Source organism: Variovorax sp. RCC_210 (assembly GCF_041355175.1).
Classification (GTDB): Bacteria; Pseudomonadota; Gammaproteobacteria; order Burkholderiales; family Burkholderiaceae_C; genus Variovorax.
The window spans coordinates 37,189-55,247 of sequence record NZ_JBFUPJ010000014.1; the positions used below are offsets into that span (position 1 = coordinate 37,189).

Consider the following 18,059-nt stretch of genomic DNA (forward strand, 5'->3'; position numbering starts at 1 on the left):
ATGCGCAGGTTCTTTCAACCGCTGGTGGCCACGGCTGCAACGGTGGCCGCGGCGTGGCTGGTGTCGGGTTGCGCGACCGCGTCGCCGCCGACCACCACGCCCGTTGCGGCCGCGCCCGACGCGGCGGCACGGCGCGACGCCCCGTGGTGGCGCAGCTTCGGCAGCACCGAGCTCGACGCGCTGGTCGAGCAGGCCGCCACGCAGAGCCTCGACGTGGCCGCCGCCGCCGCGCGCGTGCGGCAGGCCGAGGCGTCCGCGCGCATGGCCGGCGCGGCCCTGTGGCCGGGCGTGACGGCGGGGCTCGATGCCGCGCGGCAAGGCCGCATGGGAGGCGAGGCGCAGGTCGCGGGCGACAGCTTCGCGGCCAGCCTCGGCGCCAGCTACGAGCTCGACTTCTGGGGCGGCAACCGGGCCGCCCAGCACAGCGCGCTGGCCGGCCTGCGTGCCAGCGCCTTCGCGCGCGACACCGTGCGCCTGACCACCACGGCGGGCGTTGCCAACGCATGGCTGCAGGCCGTGTCGCTGCGCGAGCGCGCGGCCATCGGCACGCGCAACCTCGACAACGCGCAGCGCGTGCTGGCGCTGGTCGACTCGCGCGCCCGCGCGGGCGCGGCCACGCCGCTCGAACTCGCGCAACAGCGCGGCCTGGTCGCAAGCCAGCAACGCACGCTGGCCGCGCTGCACCAGCAGGCCGACGACGCGCGCACCGCGCTGGCCGTGCTGTCGGGCCAATCGGCCTTCGGCTTTGCCGCCGCCAGCCTCGACGGCCTGCGCGAGCCCGGCATCGGCGCGGGCCTGCCGTCGGACCTGCTCGCGCGGCGCCCCGACATCGCGCGTGCCGAAGCCTTGCTCGACGCGGCCGACGCAGACATTGCCGTGGCGCGCGCCGCCATGCTGCCGCGCGTGACGCTGGGCGCCGGCGTGGGCTGGAGCGCCGGCCGGTTGCGCGCGCTGTTCGACAGCCCCGTGTATTCGCTGGCCGCCGGGCTGGCCGCGCCCATCTTCGACGCCGGCCGGCTGGCCGCGGGGCGCGACCTGGCCGTGGCGCGGCGCGAAGAGCTGCTGGCTGGCTACCGCGCCGCCGTGGTCGCGGCCTTCGGTGACGCGGCCACCGCGCTCGACGCGGTGGCGGGTATCGACCGGCAACGCGATGCGCAGGCGGAAGAACTCCGCCAGGCCCAGCGCGCGTTCACGCTCGCGCAGTCGCGCTACAAGGCCGGGGCCGAAACGCTGCTGGTGCTGCTCGACGCGCAGCGCACGCTCTATGCCGCGCAAGACGCCGCGGTGCAACTGAAGGCACAGCGCCTGCAGGCCAGCGTGGCGCTGTACCGCGCGCTGGGTGGCGGATGGGCGCAGCAACAGCAGGTGGCAACCACACACAACAGGGAGACATCGCCATGAGCGGTACCAACGTGATGCAGCGCCTGCGCGCCGCAGGGCTGCGGCCCACCAGCGCGCGCATCGGCGTGCTGCAGGTCATCGATGCGGCGGGCGAAACGCCCTTGCCCGCCGAAGAGGTGTTCCGGCGAATGAGCGTACGCGGCACGCGCGTGAGCCTGGGCACCGTCTACCGGCTGATCCACGAGCTGGAAACGCGGCAGGTGCTGCTGCGCGGCTGGGGCAGCGATCGCAAGGCGCTGTACTGGCTGCGGCGCACCGAGCGCGGTGCATTGGGCCTGCAGCTGGTGTGCCAGCGCACCGGCCGCCGCGTGGTGCTGGACGACGCCGACCTGGGCGCGCGCCTGCTGGCCGCGGCGGAGCGCGAAGGTTTCGACCTGGCCGGGCTCGTGCTCGAAGTGCAGCCCAGCCCCGGCGGCACGGGCCGCTACTTCAGCGCCTTGCCCGCCGACGCGGCCAGTGCTGTGCGCACCTGAAAGAAGAGGCGGTCACGCGCCCGTGTTGTCGTCGCGCCGCTGCGGCACGGCGCGCGTTCGCGTGTCTTGCGCAAGTCCTTCGACGGAAGTTGTATTTGTTGGCGCGAATCAAGAATTCGTGCTGCGTGCCTTGCCACACGGCACCTGCTCTTGCCTAAAGTGAACGCCCCAGTCACTCAATTTCCCATCAAGGGAACACAGAAAGGCGTCACGCACAACCTCATCGATTCTTGAAGGGCTGCTTGCCTCGCGGCAGGTTGTCGGTGTGAAAGCACCGATGCAAAAGCGAGGTATCAAAAGGCGACGGCCGGGGTGTAAGAAGCACCCCGACCGTCTAACCAAAGAAGTGCAACAACCTTCAAAGGACCGCACAAAAATGGCTACCAAGACTATAGCCCGGCCTCGCACGCCGGTATCCCCCGAAGCAAACGCCCAGGACACCCAGCATCCGGCGGACTTGCTTGAAAACACCCTCTCCCAACTCGAGGCATTGCTGTGGGTTTGCCACGGCGAAGACGTCGACTGGTGCAGCGGTGAGGGGCCACGTCAACTGGACAACCTGCTCTGGCTCGCGGCCGACATGGCGCGCAGGGCGGGTGAGCTGTTCCAGTTGAACGAGAAGGCGCGACGCCATGCGCCTGAGGCCGGCACCGTCGCCTAGCAGCGGCCGGTCTGACGGGCTGCGAATTTTTCGTGGCCTGTCCTTGAGCTGCTCGTGCCTGATTCATACCGCGCGTGATTCCCGCCCGTGATTTGCGCGCCGTGGAAAATCACCGTCATGCGCGAAATCATTTACTACTCATCGATGCTGCTGCTCGGATTCGCCTGGTATCGCTTTGGCCAGAACCGGTTGAACAAGGGCTACCGCGACGAGAACGACCAACGCACCGAAGGGTTCGTCGGGCCCTTCGGATTCGTGATGACGGCCGGCATCTCGGTCTACCTGCTGTTCGCCTTCTTGCGCGCGCTGGTTCGCGGCGAAGTGCCTTGCGTGGGCAAAGGCTGCAGGTCGCAGATCTATACCCTGGCCGCGAACGCCGGGGAGTACTGGGCCAACATGTTCTTCCTGCTGTGGATCGTGCTGGCCCTGGGGTACGGGCTGTACGTGACGGCCAGGATCTGGTTTCGCGCCTGACTCGCCAATCGCGCGCACTGCGCTTGGTGCGCTTCCCCAGCGTCGGCCCTTGCTCTTTTACTGCTTGACCGGAGCGTGCGCCGCGCCGTCTGCCGGCGCCCGCTGCGCGGCGGCGGCAGCTTCGGCCTCCTTGTCCTTCTTGTTCGCCATGTGCCGGCCGACCACGCAGCCGCCCGCCGCGCCGATCAGGCCGTGATGCCCCGCGACGTGGCCGCCGACACCGCCGACCACCGCGCCCTTGATGCAGCCCTTGGCTTCCGCAGCGCCGGCCATGGTGAGAAATGCGCCGGCCGCAGCGAGCGCGAGCAAAGTGCGAGAGAGCTTCATGAAACGTCCTTCGTGTTGTTGATGGTTTTGTGCCATCCACGGTAGGGCGCTTGCGCACAGGCCGGCGTACGCGGCGGATGCCTTGCGCTGTAGGCGCGTTTCGCCGCCGGTGGAGCGACGGGTAGCCAGGTCGGTGGGTCGACGCGGGCAGCGCGCGCCACTACCATTCCCGAAGCCCAAGCACGGAGACCCGCATGAAAACGCTCAAGATCATGGCGCACATCTCGCTGGACGGCGTGATGCAGAGTTCCGCCGAAGACGGCTTCCCCTACGCCGACTGGACCGCCCCCTACCGCACCCCCGCCGGCCTGGGCGAGGTGATCGCCGCGCAGGGCGCGCAATTCGATCTGCTGCTGGGCCGCCGCACCTACGACATGTGGTCGGCCTATTGGCCCAAGGCACCGGGCGGCCCGATGGCCGACAGCCTGAACGCGGCGACCAAGTACGTCGCCACGCACCACCCTGAAACCTTGCAATGGGGCCCCTTCGAGGGCGTCGGGCCGGACATCGTCGAGGGCGTTCGCCGCATCAAGTCGCAGGCGGGGCCGAACCTGGTGCTCTGGGGCAGCTCCACGCTGGCGTCGACGCTGCTCGAACACGGGCTCGTGGACGAGCTGTTGCTCATCGTCTACCCCGTGCTGGTGGGCACCGGCAAGCGCTTCTTCGCACAGGGCACGCCGGCGCGTTCGCTCGAAATCGTCAGCACGAAGGCGATGCCGTCGGGCATCGTGCTGAATGCGTTCAGGGTGGCAGGGCCGTTGGAAAACCGAAGCTAGGGCGCGGGACATTGCGGCTCTCGGCCGCGGTTGGCAGCCGCCGCCAGCCCGGGACTTTGCGCTTTCAGCGGTTCGTGAGCAGGGCCGAAGCCGTTGCCTGCAGGACGATCGCGCGGTCGGGTTCGTCCATCACGTAGGCCGAGTCGAGCAGGTTCTTCAGAAGCCGATCGAACTGGCGGCGCACCTGGTCCGGTGCGGGATGCGCCATGTAGAGGGCATGGAGCATCGAGCAGATGCCGGAAATCTGCGTGCCCAGTACGTCGATGTCGCCGAGGCGCCCCGCAGCCTCCGCTGCCAATAGATGGTCTTCGTGTGTCATTGGTCTTTGGACCGTCTTTTGACGGTGCTTTCCTGGTTTGGCGCCCTTGTGAAGCGCATGTGCTTCGAAACCGAAGCCGAGCCCAGATTACGCAATACCAATACCAATGGATTACATTTGGCGAGGCGATTTTTGAAATTTGAGACTTATTTCACGCTTCAAGACGCCTCCCACCCACCAAAGCCAGCCACTCGCTCGCCGCAGCTTCCGGGTTTGACAGGTGGCTGCGCGGCCGCCTTTTTCGACACGCGTGCAGCTCGCGACCATCAGCCCGGCACAGGCATTGCTGCGGAGCCCTGGCCGATTCGGCGGAACCGAAACCCCAAGCCGCACCTCAGTCATTCACATGCACCGTTTCTGGCACTCCTTCACGTCACTGGGCGACAGCGGCTTTCTGCTGCCCGCTGCGTTGCTCGTCGGGCTGTGGCTGTTCATTCACCGGCATACACGCACGGCCGCGTGGCAATGGGCGCTGATGTTCGGCGCCTGCGGCTTCGTGGTCATGGTGTCGAAGATCGCCTTCATGGGCTGGGGCATCGGCAGCGCGGCGCTCAACTTCACCGGCTTCAGCGGCCACACCGCGCTGGCGACCAGCGTGTGGCCCGTGCTGCTGTGGGTGGCGACGTCGCGCGCCTCGCGCCATTGGCGGCTGGCAGCCGCGGTGCTGGGGTGGTGCCTGGCCGTCGGCATCGGCATCTCGCGGCTGGCGCTGGAGGCGCACTCGGTCTCGGAGGTGGTCGCCGGTGCCATGCTCGGCACCCTGGTGAGCGCCGGCTTCCTGTGGTTGCAGGGGCCAACGCCGGCGCCCATGCGGGGCCGGCGATGGCCGCTCGCGGCCGCGGTCGTGCTGATGGCGCTGGTGTCGCACGGCCGGCCCGCCCCGACGCAGGACGCGCTGGCGCTCATCGCCGTGAAGCTGTCGGGCAGGGAGCGCCCCTGCACGCGCGATGAAATGCTTGCGACTTCGGTGGCTTGGCGTGCGAAGCAAGGGCCGCAAGGGCTGCAAGGGAGCGACGGGGTGGGCAGGCCGCAGGAGGCGGCCGAGTGACATCGTGTTCGCCGGGCTGACGGGGTTTCACCACCAGGCGAAGGCTCTCGGCTACGCCGCCCCTCATGCCGCCCCTTACGCCTCGATGCGTTCCGACTGCTGCGCAATGAACGCCGCCACCCGCTGCACGAGCGCCTGGTTGCCGCCCGCCGACGCCACGCTGGCCGCGGCGTGCAGTGCGACGGTCTCGCCGATGGAAAGAATGACCGCCTCCGCCGCCGCAGCCGTCAGCCCGAAGTGCGGCGCGGCCTCGCGCGCCAGCGCCAGGCTCGACGCGTGCTGGCCCGCCAGAATGGCCAGCTCCTGGTAGCCCGTGTGGCCGCCCAGCTGCATGACGAGGTCGAAGGCGGGGGCCAGCCGCCACTGCCCGTCTTCGCCCCGCAACGCGCCATGGTTCTTCACGTGGTCGTCGCTGTTGCCCACCGCCAAATTGAACACCAGCCGCCTGAACAGCTCGGCCAGGTCTTGCTGCGGCTGCGCGGAAATGCGCCGCAGCAGCTGCGCCAGTTCCACATAGCTACCCCGGCTGGACGCATAGGGCACGTCGAGCAGCGCCGAGGCCGAGAGGTAGTGAAAACGCCGCTCGTCGGTCACCGGGCCCGCGCGGTCGAAGCGCTGCACCAGCAGGGCGTGCCCCGACGCCAGGCGGTGCAGCAGGAAGGGCGGCACATCGATGCCGCAGGCATCGGCCAACCACAGCGTGGCGGCCTCGACGACTTCCACGTCGTGGTCGTCGCCGCGCGAGGCGAACTTGGCGATGCAGCGCCGGCCTTCGTGCACTAAGGCCGCCTTGGGCCGCGCGCCGCCCAGGCTGCCGCCACGCAGCAGCAGGTGCATGTCGGGACCGATCTCCATGCCTTCCTCGACGCGGCGAGAGGCCTCGGAGAGTTTTTGCAGCGACCTGAGCGCCACGGGCGGCTCGTCACTGCGAATGGGCAGGTTTTCTGCGAACACCATTGCACCGACCCGGTCTTCGTTGGTCAGCAGCAGCGTGTCGATGTCCGACAGCGGCCGGCCCTGGCGTATTTCGAGCACCTTGCGGCCCCAGCTGTCAGGCAATGCGTCGCGCAACGTGAGCGGCATGGCGCCACCGTCGCGGATGCGGCCCTCGGCCAGCACGAAGGCGGCGTCGCGCAGCGGCAGGTGCGCGGGGTTGAGCGCCGCGGCCGCCGGGTCTTCGAGATAGCGCCGGCCGTAGGCGAACTCGCCGGACTCCACCACGCCGCGGCGAAGCAGCTTCAGCAGGCCGGCGGGTTGCACCTGCTCGCCCGTGCGGTGCGCGAGGCCGACGTAGACGCGGCGCTCGACTTCGTCGCTGTCAGAAGTCACGCTCGTCCTCCGCGATCACGCCTGCGGCGCTGCGTGTCGCCGACTTGCGCACGCGCCGTGTCGCCGCCATTTCCGCGGGCGCCGGTGCGAGGCTGTCCAGCGAATCGATTTCGCCGAAGAGCCAGAGCGCGTGCGCGAGCAGGCCGATGCTGGTGGTGGGTTTGCCCGATTCGAGCGCGCGCAGCGTGTTGGGCGCGCACAGCAGCCGCTCGGCCATTTCCGCGACCGTCCATTCGCGGTGCACCCTGTGCGCGCGCAGGCGCAGCCCCAGTTGTTCAAGGGGCAACAGGGTCGGCGAGGGCAGGGCGGAAAGGCTGTGACTGTTTTTTGGCATCAATAAAATGACTATTAAACGGCTTAAGAGTCATTTTATTGCGTATTTATGAATCAGGGAAGGCCGCTGGCCCGCCCGCTGGTCTGGCTGTTTATTCGACCCGACCCAGGCACGTCCCGCTGCTGCAGCACCGCGACATCGCTCTCGTCCTTCAGCCCCACGCCGGTCAGCCCCCGCCGCAGCGATTCGCGCATCAGCCAGGCCAGCTTGAACGCGGCAGTTTCGTAAGGCAGGCCTTCGGGCCGCACGTTCGAAATGCAGTTGCGCTCGGCGTCGTGCCGCCCGCGTTTCGGCGAGTGCGTCAGGTAGATGCCCAGGCTGTCCGGCGAGCTCAGGCCGGGCCGCTCTCCGATGAGCATCACCGACAGCGCCGCGCCGAAGAGCTCACCCACCTCGTCGGCCAGCGCCACGCGCGCCTGCGTGGCGACGACCACCGGCGCGAAGCTGGTGTCGGCCGGCAGCTGCGCGCGCAGCGCCGCGAGCAGGGGCGCGGCATGGCGCGCGACGGCAAGCGACGAGAGGCCGTCGCCGACCACGATGCACACATCGCAGCCGTAGCGACGGTCGGCGAGCAGGCGCGTGGCGGCGCCTTCGTCGAGCTGCCGGCCGAGGTCGGGGCGGCGCAGGTATTCGGTGCGGTCCGCGGCCTGGCTGCACGCGCGGGCCACTTGCCAGTGCTGCGCGGTCAACGCGGCTTCGAGCGCGTCGACGTCCAGCGCCGCGTGGATCGCGTCGCGCGCCATGGCGTGCGCCCAGCCGAAGCGCAGCGTTTCGTCGGTCGGCATGCCGGCGCCGGCGCGGCCCAGCGCGAGCCGTGCCGGGGTGGCGGCGCGCCATTGCGCCCAGGGGTTGGGGGTGACCGAGTCGTCGCTCATGGCGCCAGCGCGGCCAGCCCGCCCATGTCGGCCAGCAGCCGGTTCGACGAAGGCGGCGCGAGCCGGCCCGCCGCGTCGGTGATGTGCATGCGCTGCAGCCAGGCCTCGAACTCGGGCGCGCGCTGGAGGCCCAGCGTGTCGCGCAAAAAGAGCGCGTCGTGGAAAGAGGTGCTCTGGTAGTTGAGCATCACGTCGTCCGCGCCCGGAATGCCCATGATGAAGTTGATGCCCGCGGTGCCCAGCAGCACGAGCAGCGTGTCCATGTCGTCCTGGTCGGCCTCGGCGTGGTTGGTGTAGCAGATGTCGCAGCCAATGGGCAGGCCCAGCAGCTTGCCGCTGAAGTGGTCCTCCAGCCCGGCGCGAATGATCTGCTTGCCGTCGTACAGGTACTCCGGCCCGATGAAGCCGACCACGGTGTTGATCAGGAAGGGCTTGTAGCGCCGCGCCAGTGCATACGCGCGCACCTCGCAGGTCTGCTGGTCGACGCCGAAGTTGGCGTTGGCCGACAGCGCGCTGCCCTGGCCGGTCTCGAAGTACATGACGTTGTCGCCGATGGTGCCGCGCTTGAGCGACAGCGCCGCGGCATAGGCCTCGTCGAGCAGCTCGGGCGTCACGCCGAAAGACAGGTTGGCCTTCTCGGTGCCCGCGATGGACTGGAACACCAGGTCGACCGGCGCCCCGGCCTCTGCCAGCTTGAGCGTGTTGGTCACGTGGGTGAGCACGCAGCTTTGCGTGGGAATCTCGAAGCGCTGGATGACCTCGTCGAGCATGCGCAGCAACTGGCCGAGCACGGGCATGCTGTCCGAAGCGGGGTTGAGGCCGATCACCGCATCGCCCGCGCCGTAGAGCAGGCCGTCGAGCGTGGAGGCGGCCACGCCGCGCAGGTCGTCGGTCGGGTGGTTGGGCTGCAGCCGCACCGCCAGGTGGCCGGGCAGCCCGATGGTGTCGCGAAAGCGCGTGACCACGCAGCACTTTTTCGCGACCGACACCAGGTCCTGGTTGCGCATGAGCTTGGACACGGCCGCCACCATCTCGGGCGTGAGGCCCGGCGCCAGCGCGGTGAGCGTGGCGGTGGTGGCCGCGTCGGACAGCAGCCAGTTGCGAAAGTCGCCGACCGTCAGGTGCGAGACGGGCGCGAAGGCCTGCGCGTCGTGGCTGTCGATGATGAGCCGCGTGATGTTGTCGCGCTCGTAGGGAACCAGCGCTTCGGTCAGGAACTGCTTGAGCGGCGTGTCCGCCAGCACATGGCGCGCGGCCATGCGCTGCTGCGCGGTGGAAGCGCCGATGCCCGCCAGGTAGTCGCCCGAGCGCGCGGGGCTCGCGAAGGCCATGACCTGGCGCAGGTCGTCGAAGGCGAACACCTGGTGGTCGATGGTGGTGCGGTAGAGCATCTTTCTTCGGGGGTGGTCACGCGTTGGTGGGCGACGACGACAGCATGTCGTCGGGCGCGGCGGACTTGCGTTGCGCCGAGGTCATCAGGAAGTAGCCGTAGGCTGCGGCCATCAGCACCGCGAACAGCACGGTGAGCATAAAGTTGAACCACACCATCGCGCCCAGGCACACCACGCCAAGGCCGAGCGCAATGGCCGGGAACACGGGGTAGAAGGGCGCGCGGTAGGTGCGCAGCAGGTTCGGCTCGCTGCGGCGCAGCTTGAACAGCGCGGCCATCGAGACGAGGTACATGACGATGGCGCCCAGCACCGCCATGGTCACGATGTTGGCCGTGAGCGTCTGCCCGCCGAACTGCACCCACTCGTCGCTGAAGATGGCGACGACGCCCACCACGCCGCCGGCCAGCAGCGCGCGGTGCGGCGTGTCGAAGCGCGGGCTCAGCCCCGCGAACCAGCGCGGCAGGTAGCCCGCGCGCGCCAGCGCGAAGATCTGGCGCGAGTAGCCCATGATGATTCCGTGGAACGACGCAATCAGCCCGAACAGGCCGATCCACACCAGCATGTGCAGCCAGCCGCTGTTTTCGCCCACCACCGCTTTCATGGCCTGGGGAAGCGGGTCGTTGATGTTGGCGAGCTTGCGCCAGTCGCCCACGCCGCCCGCGAAGATCATCACGCCGAAGGCCAGCACCACCAGCGTGACGATGCCCGTGGTGTACGCGATGGGTATGGTGCGGTGCGGCTCGCGCGCCTCTTCGGCCGCCATGGCCGCGCCCTCGATGGCCAGGAAGAACCAGATGGCGAACGGTATCGACGCGAAGATGCCCGAGATGGCCGCGCCGTTCAGCACGCTGCCACCGGCCCAGCCGTTGGCGGTGAAGTTGGCCAGCGTCCAGCCCGGCGTGACCACGCCCATGAACACCAGCAGCTCCACGATGGCCAGCACCGTGACGAACAGCTCGAAGGCCGCGGCAATGCCCACGCCGATCCAGTTCAGGCCGATGAAGATCACGTACGCGCCGAGCGCGAACCACTTCGGGTTGATGCCCGGGAACTGCACGTTGAGGTAGGCGCCGATGGCCAGCGCGATGGCCGGCGGCGCGAACACGAATTCGACCAGCGTGGCAAAGCCCGCGACGAAACCGCCGTGGGGCCCGAAGGCACGCCGCGCATACGCGAAGGGGCCGCCCGCGTGCGGAATGGCGGTCGACAGTTCGGTGAAGCTGAAGATGAAGGTGGTGTACATGGTGGCCACCAGCACCGTGGCGACCAGGAAGCCGAGCGTGCCGGCGGTGTTCCAGCCGTAGCTCCAACCAAAGTACTCACCCGAGATGACAAGGCCCACGGCGATGCCCCAGAGCTGGAACGGGCCGAGCACCTTCTTCAGGTGGCCCGTGCCCGCATGCGCGGCCCCCGTCGACGTGGCGGCCTGCGTGGCTTCTGTGGAATGCATGGGGCTTTCCTCTCTTCGTGAATGGTGACAGTGCACATTCAGCAAAGCAAGGGCTGTTCCACCGAGAAAAACGCGTGTCCAAAGCCCCGCGTGCGCCCCGCATATCCCCTTACAGGCCCTTCACAGGCGCTGGCCATAATCGGGGCCTCTCAACCTTCGAGGTGTTTCGTGAAGTCTTTTTTCTGTGCCGCGCTCGTGTCCGTTCTTGCTGTTCCCGCTGCCTTCGCGCAGTCTGCCCCGGTGACCACGCCCAGCGGCCTGATCTACCAGTCGCTGAAGGAAGGCACCGGCACCTCGCCGCTGGCCACCGACGTGGTCAAGGTGCACTACCGCGGCACCTTCCCGGACACCGGCAAGGAATTCGACAGCTCTTACAAGCGTGGCGAACCGACCGAGTTCCCGCTCAACGGCGTGATCCCGTGCTGGACCGAAGGCGTGCAGAAGATGAAGCCCGGCGGCAAGGCCAAGCTGACCTGCCCGCCATCGATCGCCTACGGCGCGCGGGGCGCGGGCGGCGTGATTCCGCCGAACGCCACGCTGAACTTCGAAGTGGAACTGGTCTCGGTCGCCAAGCGCTGAGCGTCAGATCTGGGCCATGCCGCCGTCGACGAAGAGCTCCACTCCGTTGACGAAGCTGCTGTCGTCCGAGGCCAGGAACACCACGGCCTTGGCGATTTCATCGGGCGTGCCGACACGGCCCAGCGGAATGTTCTGCGCCTGCCCGTCGATGAAGCCCTTCACCTGTTCCGGCGTCAGGCCCAGCAGCTCGTAGGCAGGCGTCGGCACCACGCCGGGGCTGACCGCGTTGACGCGGATGCCGGCATCCTTCAGGTCGACCGTCCAGCTGCGCGCAAAGCTGCGCACCGCCGCCTTGGTGGCGCTGTAGACGCTGAAGGCCGGGTTGCCCTTGATGCTGGTGATGGACGCGTTGAGCACGATCGACGCGCCCTTGGGCATCAGCGGCAACGCCTTCTGCACGGTGAAGAGCAGGCCGCGCACGTTGGTGTTGAAGATCTTGTCGAAATGCTCCTCGGTGATCTGCCCCAGCGGCAGCAGGCTGCCGCCGCCCGCGTTGGCGAACAGCACGTCGAGGCGGCCCTTTTGTTGCTGGATGGTGGCGTAGAGCCGGTCGAGGTCTTCGAGCTTCGACACGTCGCCCAGCACGCCCGTCACGTTGCGGCCGATGGCCTTCACGGCCGCGTCGAGCTCGGCCTGACGGCGCCCGGTGATGAACACGTGCGCGCCTTCGGCCACGAAGCGTTGCGCGGTGGCCAGGCCGATGCCGCTGGTGCCGCCGGTGACGAGGGCGATCTTGTCGTCGAGCTTGAGGGTCATGATTTCTTCCTTGGTGGATGCTGCGATGCAGCGTTGTTGATGGAGGGGAGTTTGGGCGCGACCCCCTGCCGCACCAAGGGCCCGGGCGGAACTTGTTTATTCACGATTCACCAATAATCCGGCCATGGACCAGATCACCGCCATGCGCGTGTTTGCCCGCGTGGTCGAGGCCGGCACCTTCACCCGCGCCGCCGACTCGCTGCAAATGCCCAAGCCCACCGTGACGAAGCTGGTGCAGCAGCTGGAGACGCGCCTGCGCGTGAAGCTGCTGCAGCGCACCACGCGGCGCGTGACCGTCACGCCTGAAGGCGCGGCCTACTACGAACGCACCGCGCGCGTGCTGGCCGAGCTGGAAGACATCGAGTCGGACCTGAGCAACGCGCAAGCCAACCCGCGCGGGCGGCTGCGGGTGGACGTCGGCTCGTCGCTGGCCAACATGATCCTGATTCCGCAGCTGCCGGCTTTTCATGCGCGCTACCCCGAGATCGAGCTCGAGATCGGCGTGAGCGACCGGCCGGTGAACCTGATCGGCGACGCGGTCGATTGCGTGATTCGCGCCGGCGAGCTGAACGACCAGTCGCTGGTGGCGCGCCGCATCGCGACCTTGCCCTTCGTGACCTGCGCCACGCCCGAGTACCTGAAGCGCCATGGCGTGCCGAAGACGCCTGCCGAACTGGGCAACGGCACGCACCGGGTGCTGGGCTACTTCTCGTCGTTGAGCAACCGGCCGATCCCGTTGCGCTACGGGCGGGGCGAGGAGCGCGTTGAAATCCACGGCCACGCGGTGATGAGCGTGAACGAGAGCACCGCGCACCTGAGCGCGATGCTCACCGGCATGGGCGTGGCGCAGACCTTCGATGTAATGGCCGCGCCCTACCTCGCCAGCGGCGCTTTGGTCGAAGTGCTGCAGGGCTGGGCGCCCGAGCCGTACCCGCTGCATGTGGTGTACCCGACAAACCGGCACCTGAGCGCGAAGCTGCGTGTGTTCGTCGATTGGGCGGTGGCGCTTTTTGCGCCTTACAACAAGACGGGCATGCGCTGAAGCGCTTTCAGCCTGGCTGGTATTGGTACAGCCACGTCTCTGTCAACGTCTGGTCCCCGTTCTTCAGATAAAGCCGCATGTCGATCGGCTCATTGCCCTCGGGCGTGAAGTCGAACTGCGCGCGCCAGTGGCCCGGCACGCCGTTCGGCACGGCCTCCGCGAAGACGTACGAGAACTTTCCGCGCGCCGCCGTCAGCACCACCTCGGGCTTCACGCCGAAAGGCACGGACTGCAGCGGCTGGCCAATGAACTCGACCATGAACTTGCGCACGCCCTGCGGCCGTGGCTGCCCCGGCTGGCCACCGCGGCCGATGCGCGTGGCCACGCAGCGCGCGAGCGGTGACGGAAAGGGCTCCTGGTCGGTCCAGTGCAGGCGGTACTGCAGGCTGTAGCTCGAGCCCGCCTTGGCGTCCGCCTTCGGCACCCAGAAGGCGACGATGTTGTCGTGAATTTCGTCGTCGGTCGGAATCTCGATGAGCTGCACCGAGCCCTCGCCCCAGTCGCCCAGCGGTTCGATCCACAGGCTGGGGCGCTTCTCGTAGTTGACGCCGTCCTGGTAGTGGTCGAAGGCGCGGTCGCGCTGCAGCAGGCCGAAGCCGCGCGGCCTGGTGTCGGCGAAGGCCGAGGCGCGCGTTTGCGTCGGGTTGTTCAGCGGGCGCCAGATGCGCTCGCCCGCACCGTTCCAGATGGCCAGCCCGTCGGAGTCGTGCACCTCGGGGCGCCAGTCGATGGCGGTGGGCTTGATGGTTTCCGAGTACCAGTACATCGACGTGAGCGGCACCAGGCCCAGGCGCGACACGTCGCGGCGCAGGAACATGCGCGCGTCGATGTCCATGATGACGGCCTTGTTGCGCTGCATGACGAACTTGAACACGCCCGTCACGCTCGGCCCTTCGAGCAGGGCGTAGACGGTCATCGAGGTGGTGTTGTTGGCCGCCGGCGTCTCGAAGTAGAAGCGGGTGAAGGTCGGGAATTCCTCGGCCTTGTCGGGCACCGCCACGTCGAGCGCGACGCCGCGCGCCGACAGGCCGTACTGGTAGAGCTCGCCGATGGCACGGAAGTACGAGGCCCCCAGGAAGGCGACCCAGTCGTTCTTCTGCCAGTCGAGCTTGCCCTGGTCGCCCAGGCGGCTTTCCTGAAGGCGGAAACCCGCGAAGCCGGCGCCGGGCGGCAACGCGCGCGCGGGGCTGTCGGGCGGCATCGAGAAGTACGAGGCGTTGTAGAGCACCTCGCGCGAAAAGGCATCGCCGTCGGCGTTTTCCAGCACGTGCATGCGCACGGGCGTCTGGAAGAAGCGGCCCAGGTGAAAGAAGGTGACGGGGAACGCACCGGGGCCGTCGCGGAAGAGCGCGTTGGCGGGGTCGAACTTGATCTTGCCGTGCGCGTCGTAGTCGATGCGCTCGAGCACCTCGGGGGCCAGCGGCACGGCCGCGACGTAGGGCTTGGCGGCGAGCGCCTTGGCCTGCGCGAGCAGCGCGTCGAAGGAGAAGGGCGTGGGCTGGCTCAGCTGCAGGCCGTTGGCGGCCAGCGCCTCCGCGGGCAGGCCGAGGGCGGCGAGGGCGGCGGCGGCGCCACCGGCGGCAAGGAAGGATCGGCGATCAAGCATGTGGTTCTTGAGGGTTGCGAATCTTGCGAGTCTGGGGAAAAGGAAAGAGGCGGAAAGAGGGCAGGAACGATGCGGTCCGCCTGCCGGGCAGGCTGCAAAACGGTCTGGAACGATCCTAATGCAGCACGAGGCCGCAGGGACTTTCCACCATCGGGAACAGCGAGCAGCTTCGCCTGCGCCACGCCCCGGCGGCGTCAGCCATTCCGCGCACCCCGGGCCGGACAAAGCCGCCAATGTGCTGATCTGGCGGGAAATTGTGCGTTTATGTATCGCCTTCGTCCGCCGCCCGCAGCGCGTACACCGCATACAACGACACCCCCAGCACCAGCAGGACCAGCGGCGCGAACAGCGTGTAGGCCGGCCCGATGCCCTGCAGCACGCGGTAGCTGCTGTCCAGCCGCAGGCGCGGGTGCGGCTGCGTCAGCTCGGCGGCGCGCCGGATGCCCCACTGGAATTCAGCGCCCGTGGTGCGCACGGACGGGTGCTGCTTCGCGCGGCCGACGCCCAGCCAGCACATGGCATCGAAGGCCAGCACCGAGCCCGCGGGCGCGCGCTCGCCGAAGGTGGCGAACACGGCGCGCACCTGCTCGGGCGTGAGGTACATCAGCACGCCTTCGGTGAAGAGGAACACGGGCGCGTCGTCGCGGGTTGCCGGCAGCTTCAGCTGCTCCCACCAGTCGGGCGCGGTCAGGTCGAGTTCGCGCAGGTCGTGGCGCGGGTTGATCTCGGGGATGAGCTGGCGGCGCAGCTCGAGCACCTCGGGCAGGTCGGCGTCGGTCATGCGGCACCTGTCGTCGTCCAGCCACTGGAAGTAATGGCTCAGGCCGCACCCCATATTGACCACGCGGCCGCCCGGATGGCGCTCGAGAAACTCCTGCGCCAGGCTGCGCAGCCGGCGCGTGCGCGAGAGGATGCTGTAGATGGTCGACCGGTCTTCGGGCAGCGCCTGGCCGTCGTCGCGAATCTGCTCCAGGATGCCCGCCGCGTAGGCATCGCGCACCGCGACCTGGGGAAACATGCGGTCGCCCGATGCGCGCGCGGCCAGCGGGATCCGCAAGGTGGAAGGTACGGCCGACAGGCCCTGCGCAGGTTTGGGAAGGGTCATGTAAGGGGTGCGAAACCTGGCTGAAGCCAGGCTCAAAGTCTCGCGCCTGCGGCACCCCGGGGCAAGTCAATCTTTAGTCGTGCCCGACGGCGCGGGGCGCGCATCGACGTAGGCCCAGGCTTGCAGCCCCGAGGCCAGCGTGACGCGCTCGCGGCGGTAGTCGGCCACCTCGTAGGCATCGGCATGCGCCAGCTCGGCGGGCGTAAGGGCAAAGACCGCGCCGTCGACGCCTTCGCTGGCGTCCGCGGCCGGCGCGACGATCGGGTGGTGCGTCTTGCCGCTGGTCGCGACCACCTCGGCGTCCTGGATGGCGAGCTGCCCGAGCCGGTAGCCCGGCAGGCGGTCGGCGTGGCCGGCCAGCCTGCGCCGGAAGGTGGCGAGCTGCACCGAAGGGAGCTGCAGCGTGCCGTACGAAAAGAGCTGCTCCGTGGCCGCGCCGGAAGCCACTGCGTCCGCCACGCCGTCTTCGGGCCGCACGTCGTCTTCCATCAACAGGTCTTCGTAGAAGGCGCCGAAGGGCCGCGTGGGATGCGCGATCTGTATCTCCAGGATCCAGATGCCCGTGGTCGGGCACAGGCCGAAGTCGCCCAGCTTGCCGGCCTGGTAGATGGCATGCGGAAAGTCGCACACCCGGTGGCCCTTGATGTCGAGGTTGAGCCGCCAGCCCATGGCCTCGGCGCGTTCGGCGGCATAGGCGTACAGCGCCTGGCCGCTGAGCTTGTCTGCGCGCCAGCGCGCGGCCACGTCGTGCCACAGCGCGCGCGCGGCTTCGGCGCAGGCATGCATCTGCGGGTCGTCGCCGGTCACGAAGGTGTCGCCGGCATCGCCCTCGTGGCCTTCCCACACGGGGCCGATGTCGACGAAGAAGATGTCCTGCGCGCCCAGCACGCGCTCGGGGTCGGAGATTTCGCGGAAGGTCTTCAGCGTGTCTTCGCCGAAGCGGATGACGATGGGGTGCCAGTTGCGCTCCATTTCCAGCTTCTGCAGCGTGGCCATCGCCAGCTCGTGCGCCTGCGCATGCGTCATGCCCGGGCGCATGCCCGAGGCGATGCGGCGCACCGCGAGCTGGGAGAAGGCCCGCGCGGTCTGCATCGAGCACAGGGAAAACTTGGCGCCGGTGGCCTCGGTGCGACCGGCTTCAGCTGTTGTCATTGGCAATGTCCAGGTTCAGGGGGTCTGCGGGAATTCAAGCGGGGCGGGGGCGGGGGCGGCGGCGGTGGCGGGGGTGGCGGGGGTGGCGGAAGAGGCCGGCGGTATCCATGCGGACCACACCTGGCCCGGCAGCGCGTGGCTGCGTGCCGGCGGCGCCTCGGCCACGCTGCCCAGGCTCACGAAGCCCGCGAGGAACTCGTCGGGCTTGATGCCCAGCTCGGCCCCCAGCACCGGGTCGAAGCAGCGCTCGCCGCTGAGCATGATCGCGCCGAAGCCGAGCTGGTGAGCCGCGTTCAGCAGGTTGCCCAGCGCCGCGCCGGCCGCCAGCCATTGCTCGCGCCCCGGCACCTTGCTGCGGGCGCGCGGCACCACCACGAAGGCCAGCAGCACCGGCGGGCGCGTGGCGTGCTCGCGTGCGCGGCGCAGGTCGGTGCTCGACGCGAGCGGGTCGCGGCGACGCTTTTCTTCCTCGAAGCGGTCGGCCAGGGCGGCGCGCTGGCCGTCGCGAAACTCGAGCACGCGCCAGGGGTGCAGCCCGCCGTGGTCGGGCGCGCGCAACGCGGCCTGCAGGATCAGGTCGATCTGCTCGGGGCTGGGCCCCGGCGCCCGCAGGCGCTTGGGCGAGACCGAGCGGCGCTCCAGCAGCGGGGCGATGGCGCTCTCCTGCCGGGCGGACTGCAGCTCGCGGTGCAGGTCGGCGCTGCCTTGCAGAAAGCTGCGCGCCCAGGCCAGCACCTGTTCGCCCTGGGGCGTGAGGCCCTCGAAGCGCGAGCCGGTCGTGAGGGGCGAGATCAGCGGCCGGCCGTATTCGGCTTCGAGCGCGCGAATGGCCTCCATTAGCTCGAGCTGCGAAACCTGGACGGCCTGGGCGGCCCGCCCGACGTGCCGCGTCTCGCCGAGCGCGACGAGGCAGCGAAGTTGACTGGTGACCATGGATGCGGGTGGTGGAATGCGGGGGCGC

Annotated in this window: 20 protein-coding genes; 8 read left to right on the forward strand and 12 right to left on the reverse strand. The window is 68.9% G+C overall.

The window, feature by feature from the left end:
- From AB6807_RS29870 to AB6807_RS29885, 4 genes are all read left to right on the forward strand, one after another.
- Complete coding sequence (locus tag AB6807_RS29870; protein ID WP_371087396.1) at positions 1 to 1,401, forward strand: efflux transporter outer membrane subunit; 1,401 nt, start codon at positions 1 to 3, stop codon at positions 1,399 to 1,401.
- A complete protein-coding gene (locus AB6807_RS29875; RefSeq protein ID WP_165840432.1) occupies positions 1,398 to 1,874 on the forward strand; it encodes a Fur family transcriptional regulator in 477 nt (158 codons plus the stop codon). The genes AB6807_RS29870 and AB6807_RS29875 overlap by 4 nt, the downstream gene beginning before the upstream one ends.
- Before the next feature lie 376 nt (positions 1,875 to 2,250).
- Positions 2,251 to 2,535, forward strand: coding sequence for a hypothetical protein (locus tag AB6807_RS29880; RefSeq protein WP_371087397.1), 285 nt, complete (start codon positions 2,251 to 2,253; stop codon positions 2,533 to 2,535).
- Positions 2,536 to 2,652: 117 nt separating this feature from the next.
- Positions 2,653 to 3,009, forward strand: coding sequence for a hypothetical protein (locus tag AB6807_RS29885; protein ID WP_371087398.1), 357 nt, complete (start codon positions 2,653 to 2,655; stop codon positions 3,007 to 3,009).
- Between the two features lie 57 nt (positions 3,010 to 3,066).
- Here the strand turns inward: AB6807_RS29885 and AB6807_RS29890 are convergent, their stop codons facing one another.
- Positions 3,067 to 3,336: a hypothetical protein gene (locus AB6807_RS29890; protein ID WP_116912077.1), complete on the reverse strand. Its 270-nt coding sequence runs from the start codon at positions 3,334 to 3,336 to the stop codon at positions 3,067 to 3,069.
- A gap of 194 nt (positions 3,337 to 3,530) precedes the next feature.
- Here AB6807_RS29890 and AB6807_RS29895 point away from each other — a divergent pair, with 194 nt between their 5' ends.
- Complete coding sequence (locus AB6807_RS29895) at positions 3,531 to 4,112, forward strand: dihydrofolate reductase family protein (RefSeq protein ID WP_371087399.1); 582 nt, start codon at positions 3,531 to 3,533, stop codon at positions 4,110 to 4,112.
- A 64-nt stretch (positions 4,113 to 4,176) separates the two neighbouring features.
- Here AB6807_RS29895 and AB6807_RS29900 read toward each other — a convergent pair whose 3' ends face one another.
- Positions 4,177 to 4,431, reverse strand: a complete 255-nt coding sequence (locus AB6807_RS29900; protein ID WP_371087400.1) for a hypothetical protein — start codon at positions 4,429 to 4,431, stop codon at positions 4,177 to 4,179.
- 346 nt (positions 4,432 to 4,777) lie between these two features.
- On the opposite strand from AB6807_RS29900, the gene AB6807_RS29905 reads away from it, so the two are divergent.
- Positions 4,778 to 5,479, forward strand: a complete 702-nt coding sequence (locus AB6807_RS29905; protein WP_371087401.1) for a phosphatase PAP2 family protein — start codon at positions 4,778 to 4,780, stop codon at positions 5,477 to 5,479.
- 75 nt (positions 5,480 to 5,554) lie between these two features.
- Here AB6807_RS29905 and AB6807_RS29910 read toward each other — a convergent pair whose 3' ends face one another.
- The 5 genes from AB6807_RS29910 to eat all read right to left on the reverse strand — a co-directional run bounded on the left by AB6807_RS29910 (position 5,555) and on the right by eat (position 10,858).
- Entirely contained in the window at positions 5,555 to 6,808 is a 1,254-nt protein-coding gene (locus AB6807_RS29910; protein WP_371087402.1) for a type II toxin-antitoxin system HipA family toxin, read from the reverse strand.
- Positions 6,798 to 7,094: a helix-turn-helix transcriptional regulator gene (locus tag AB6807_RS29915; protein WP_371087403.1), complete on the reverse strand. Its 297-nt coding sequence runs from the start codon at positions 7,092 to 7,094 to the stop codon at positions 6,798 to 6,800. Before AB6807_RS29915 ends, AB6807_RS29910 begins: the two co-directional genes overlap by 11 nt.
- A gap of 101 nt (positions 7,095 to 7,195) precedes the next feature.
- On the reverse strand, positions 7,196 to 8,017 hold the full coding sequence (eutC, locus tag AB6807_RS29920; protein ID WP_371087404.1) for an ethanolamine ammonia-lyase subunit EutC: 822 nt from the start codon (positions 8,015 to 8,017) through the stop codon (positions 7,196 to 7,198).
- On the reverse strand, positions 8,014 to 9,408 hold the full coding sequence (locus tag AB6807_RS29925) for an ethanolamine ammonia-lyase subunit EutB (protein WP_371087405.1): 1,395 nt from the start codon (positions 9,406 to 9,408) through the stop codon (positions 8,014 to 8,016). The genes eutC and AB6807_RS29925 overlap by 4 nt, the downstream gene beginning before the upstream one ends.
- Positions 9,409 to 9,424: 16 nt before the next feature.
- The gene (eat, locus tag AB6807_RS29930) at positions 9,425 to 10,858 is read right to left on the reverse strand and encodes an ethanolamine permease (RefSeq protein WP_371087406.1); all 1,434 of its coding nucleotides are present in this window, start codon (positions 10,856 to 10,858) and stop codon (positions 9,425 to 9,427) included.
- A 168-nt stretch (positions 10,859 to 11,026) separates the two neighbouring features.
- On the opposite strand from eat, the gene AB6807_RS29935 reads away from it, so the two are divergent.
- Entirely contained in the window at positions 11,027 to 11,437 is a 411-nt protein-coding gene (locus tag AB6807_RS29935; RefSeq protein ID WP_116912068.1) for an FKBP-type peptidyl-prolyl cis-trans isomerase, read from the forward strand.
- Between the two features lie 3 nt (positions 11,438 to 11,440).
- On the opposite strand, the gene AB6807_RS29940 is transcribed toward AB6807_RS29935, so the two are convergent.
- Positions 11,441 to 12,193 carry a glucose 1-dehydrogenase gene (locus tag AB6807_RS29940; RefSeq protein WP_116912067.1) on the reverse strand — a complete coding sequence of 251 codons (753 nt, stop codon included), beginning with the start codon at positions 12,191 to 12,193 and terminating at the stop codon, positions 11,441 to 11,443.
- A gap of 124 nt (positions 12,194 to 12,317) precedes the next feature.
- Between AB6807_RS29940 and AB6807_RS29945 the strand changes: the two genes are divergently transcribed.
- On the forward strand, positions 12,318 to 13,235 hold the full coding sequence (locus AB6807_RS29945; RefSeq protein WP_371087407.1) for a LysR substrate-binding domain-containing protein: 918 nt from the start codon (positions 12,318 to 12,320) through the stop codon (positions 13,233 to 13,235).
- 7 nt (positions 13,236 to 13,242) lie between these two features.
- On the opposite strand, the gene AB6807_RS29950 is transcribed toward AB6807_RS29945, so the two are convergent.
- The 4 genes from AB6807_RS29950 to AB6807_RS29965 all read right to left on the reverse strand — a co-directional run bounded on the left by AB6807_RS29950 (position 13,243) and on the right by AB6807_RS29965 (position 18,031).
- Complete coding sequence (locus AB6807_RS29950) at positions 13,243 to 14,841, reverse strand: glucan biosynthesis protein (RefSeq protein WP_286516674.1); 1,599 nt, start codon at positions 14,839 to 14,841, stop codon at positions 13,243 to 13,245.
- A gap of 262 nt (positions 14,842 to 15,103) precedes the next feature.
- The gene (locus tag AB6807_RS29955) at positions 15,104 to 15,946 is read right to left on the reverse strand and encodes a class I SAM-dependent methyltransferase (RefSeq protein ID WP_371087408.1); all 843 of its coding nucleotides are present in this window, start codon (positions 15,944 to 15,946) and stop codon (positions 15,104 to 15,106) included.
- A 66-nt stretch (positions 15,947 to 16,012) separates the two neighbouring features.
- Complete coding sequence (locus AB6807_RS29960) at positions 16,013 to 17,098, reverse strand: M24 family metallopeptidase (protein ID WP_371087409.1); 1,086 nt, start codon at positions 17,096 to 17,098, stop codon at positions 16,013 to 16,015.
- A 15-nt stretch (positions 17,099 to 17,113) separates the two neighbouring features.
- Positions 17,114 to 18,031, reverse strand: a complete 918-nt coding sequence (locus AB6807_RS29965; protein ID WP_371087410.1) for a nitroreductase family protein — start codon at positions 18,029 to 18,031, stop codon at positions 17,114 to 17,116.
- Positions 18,032 to 18,059 lie beyond the last annotated feature (28 nt).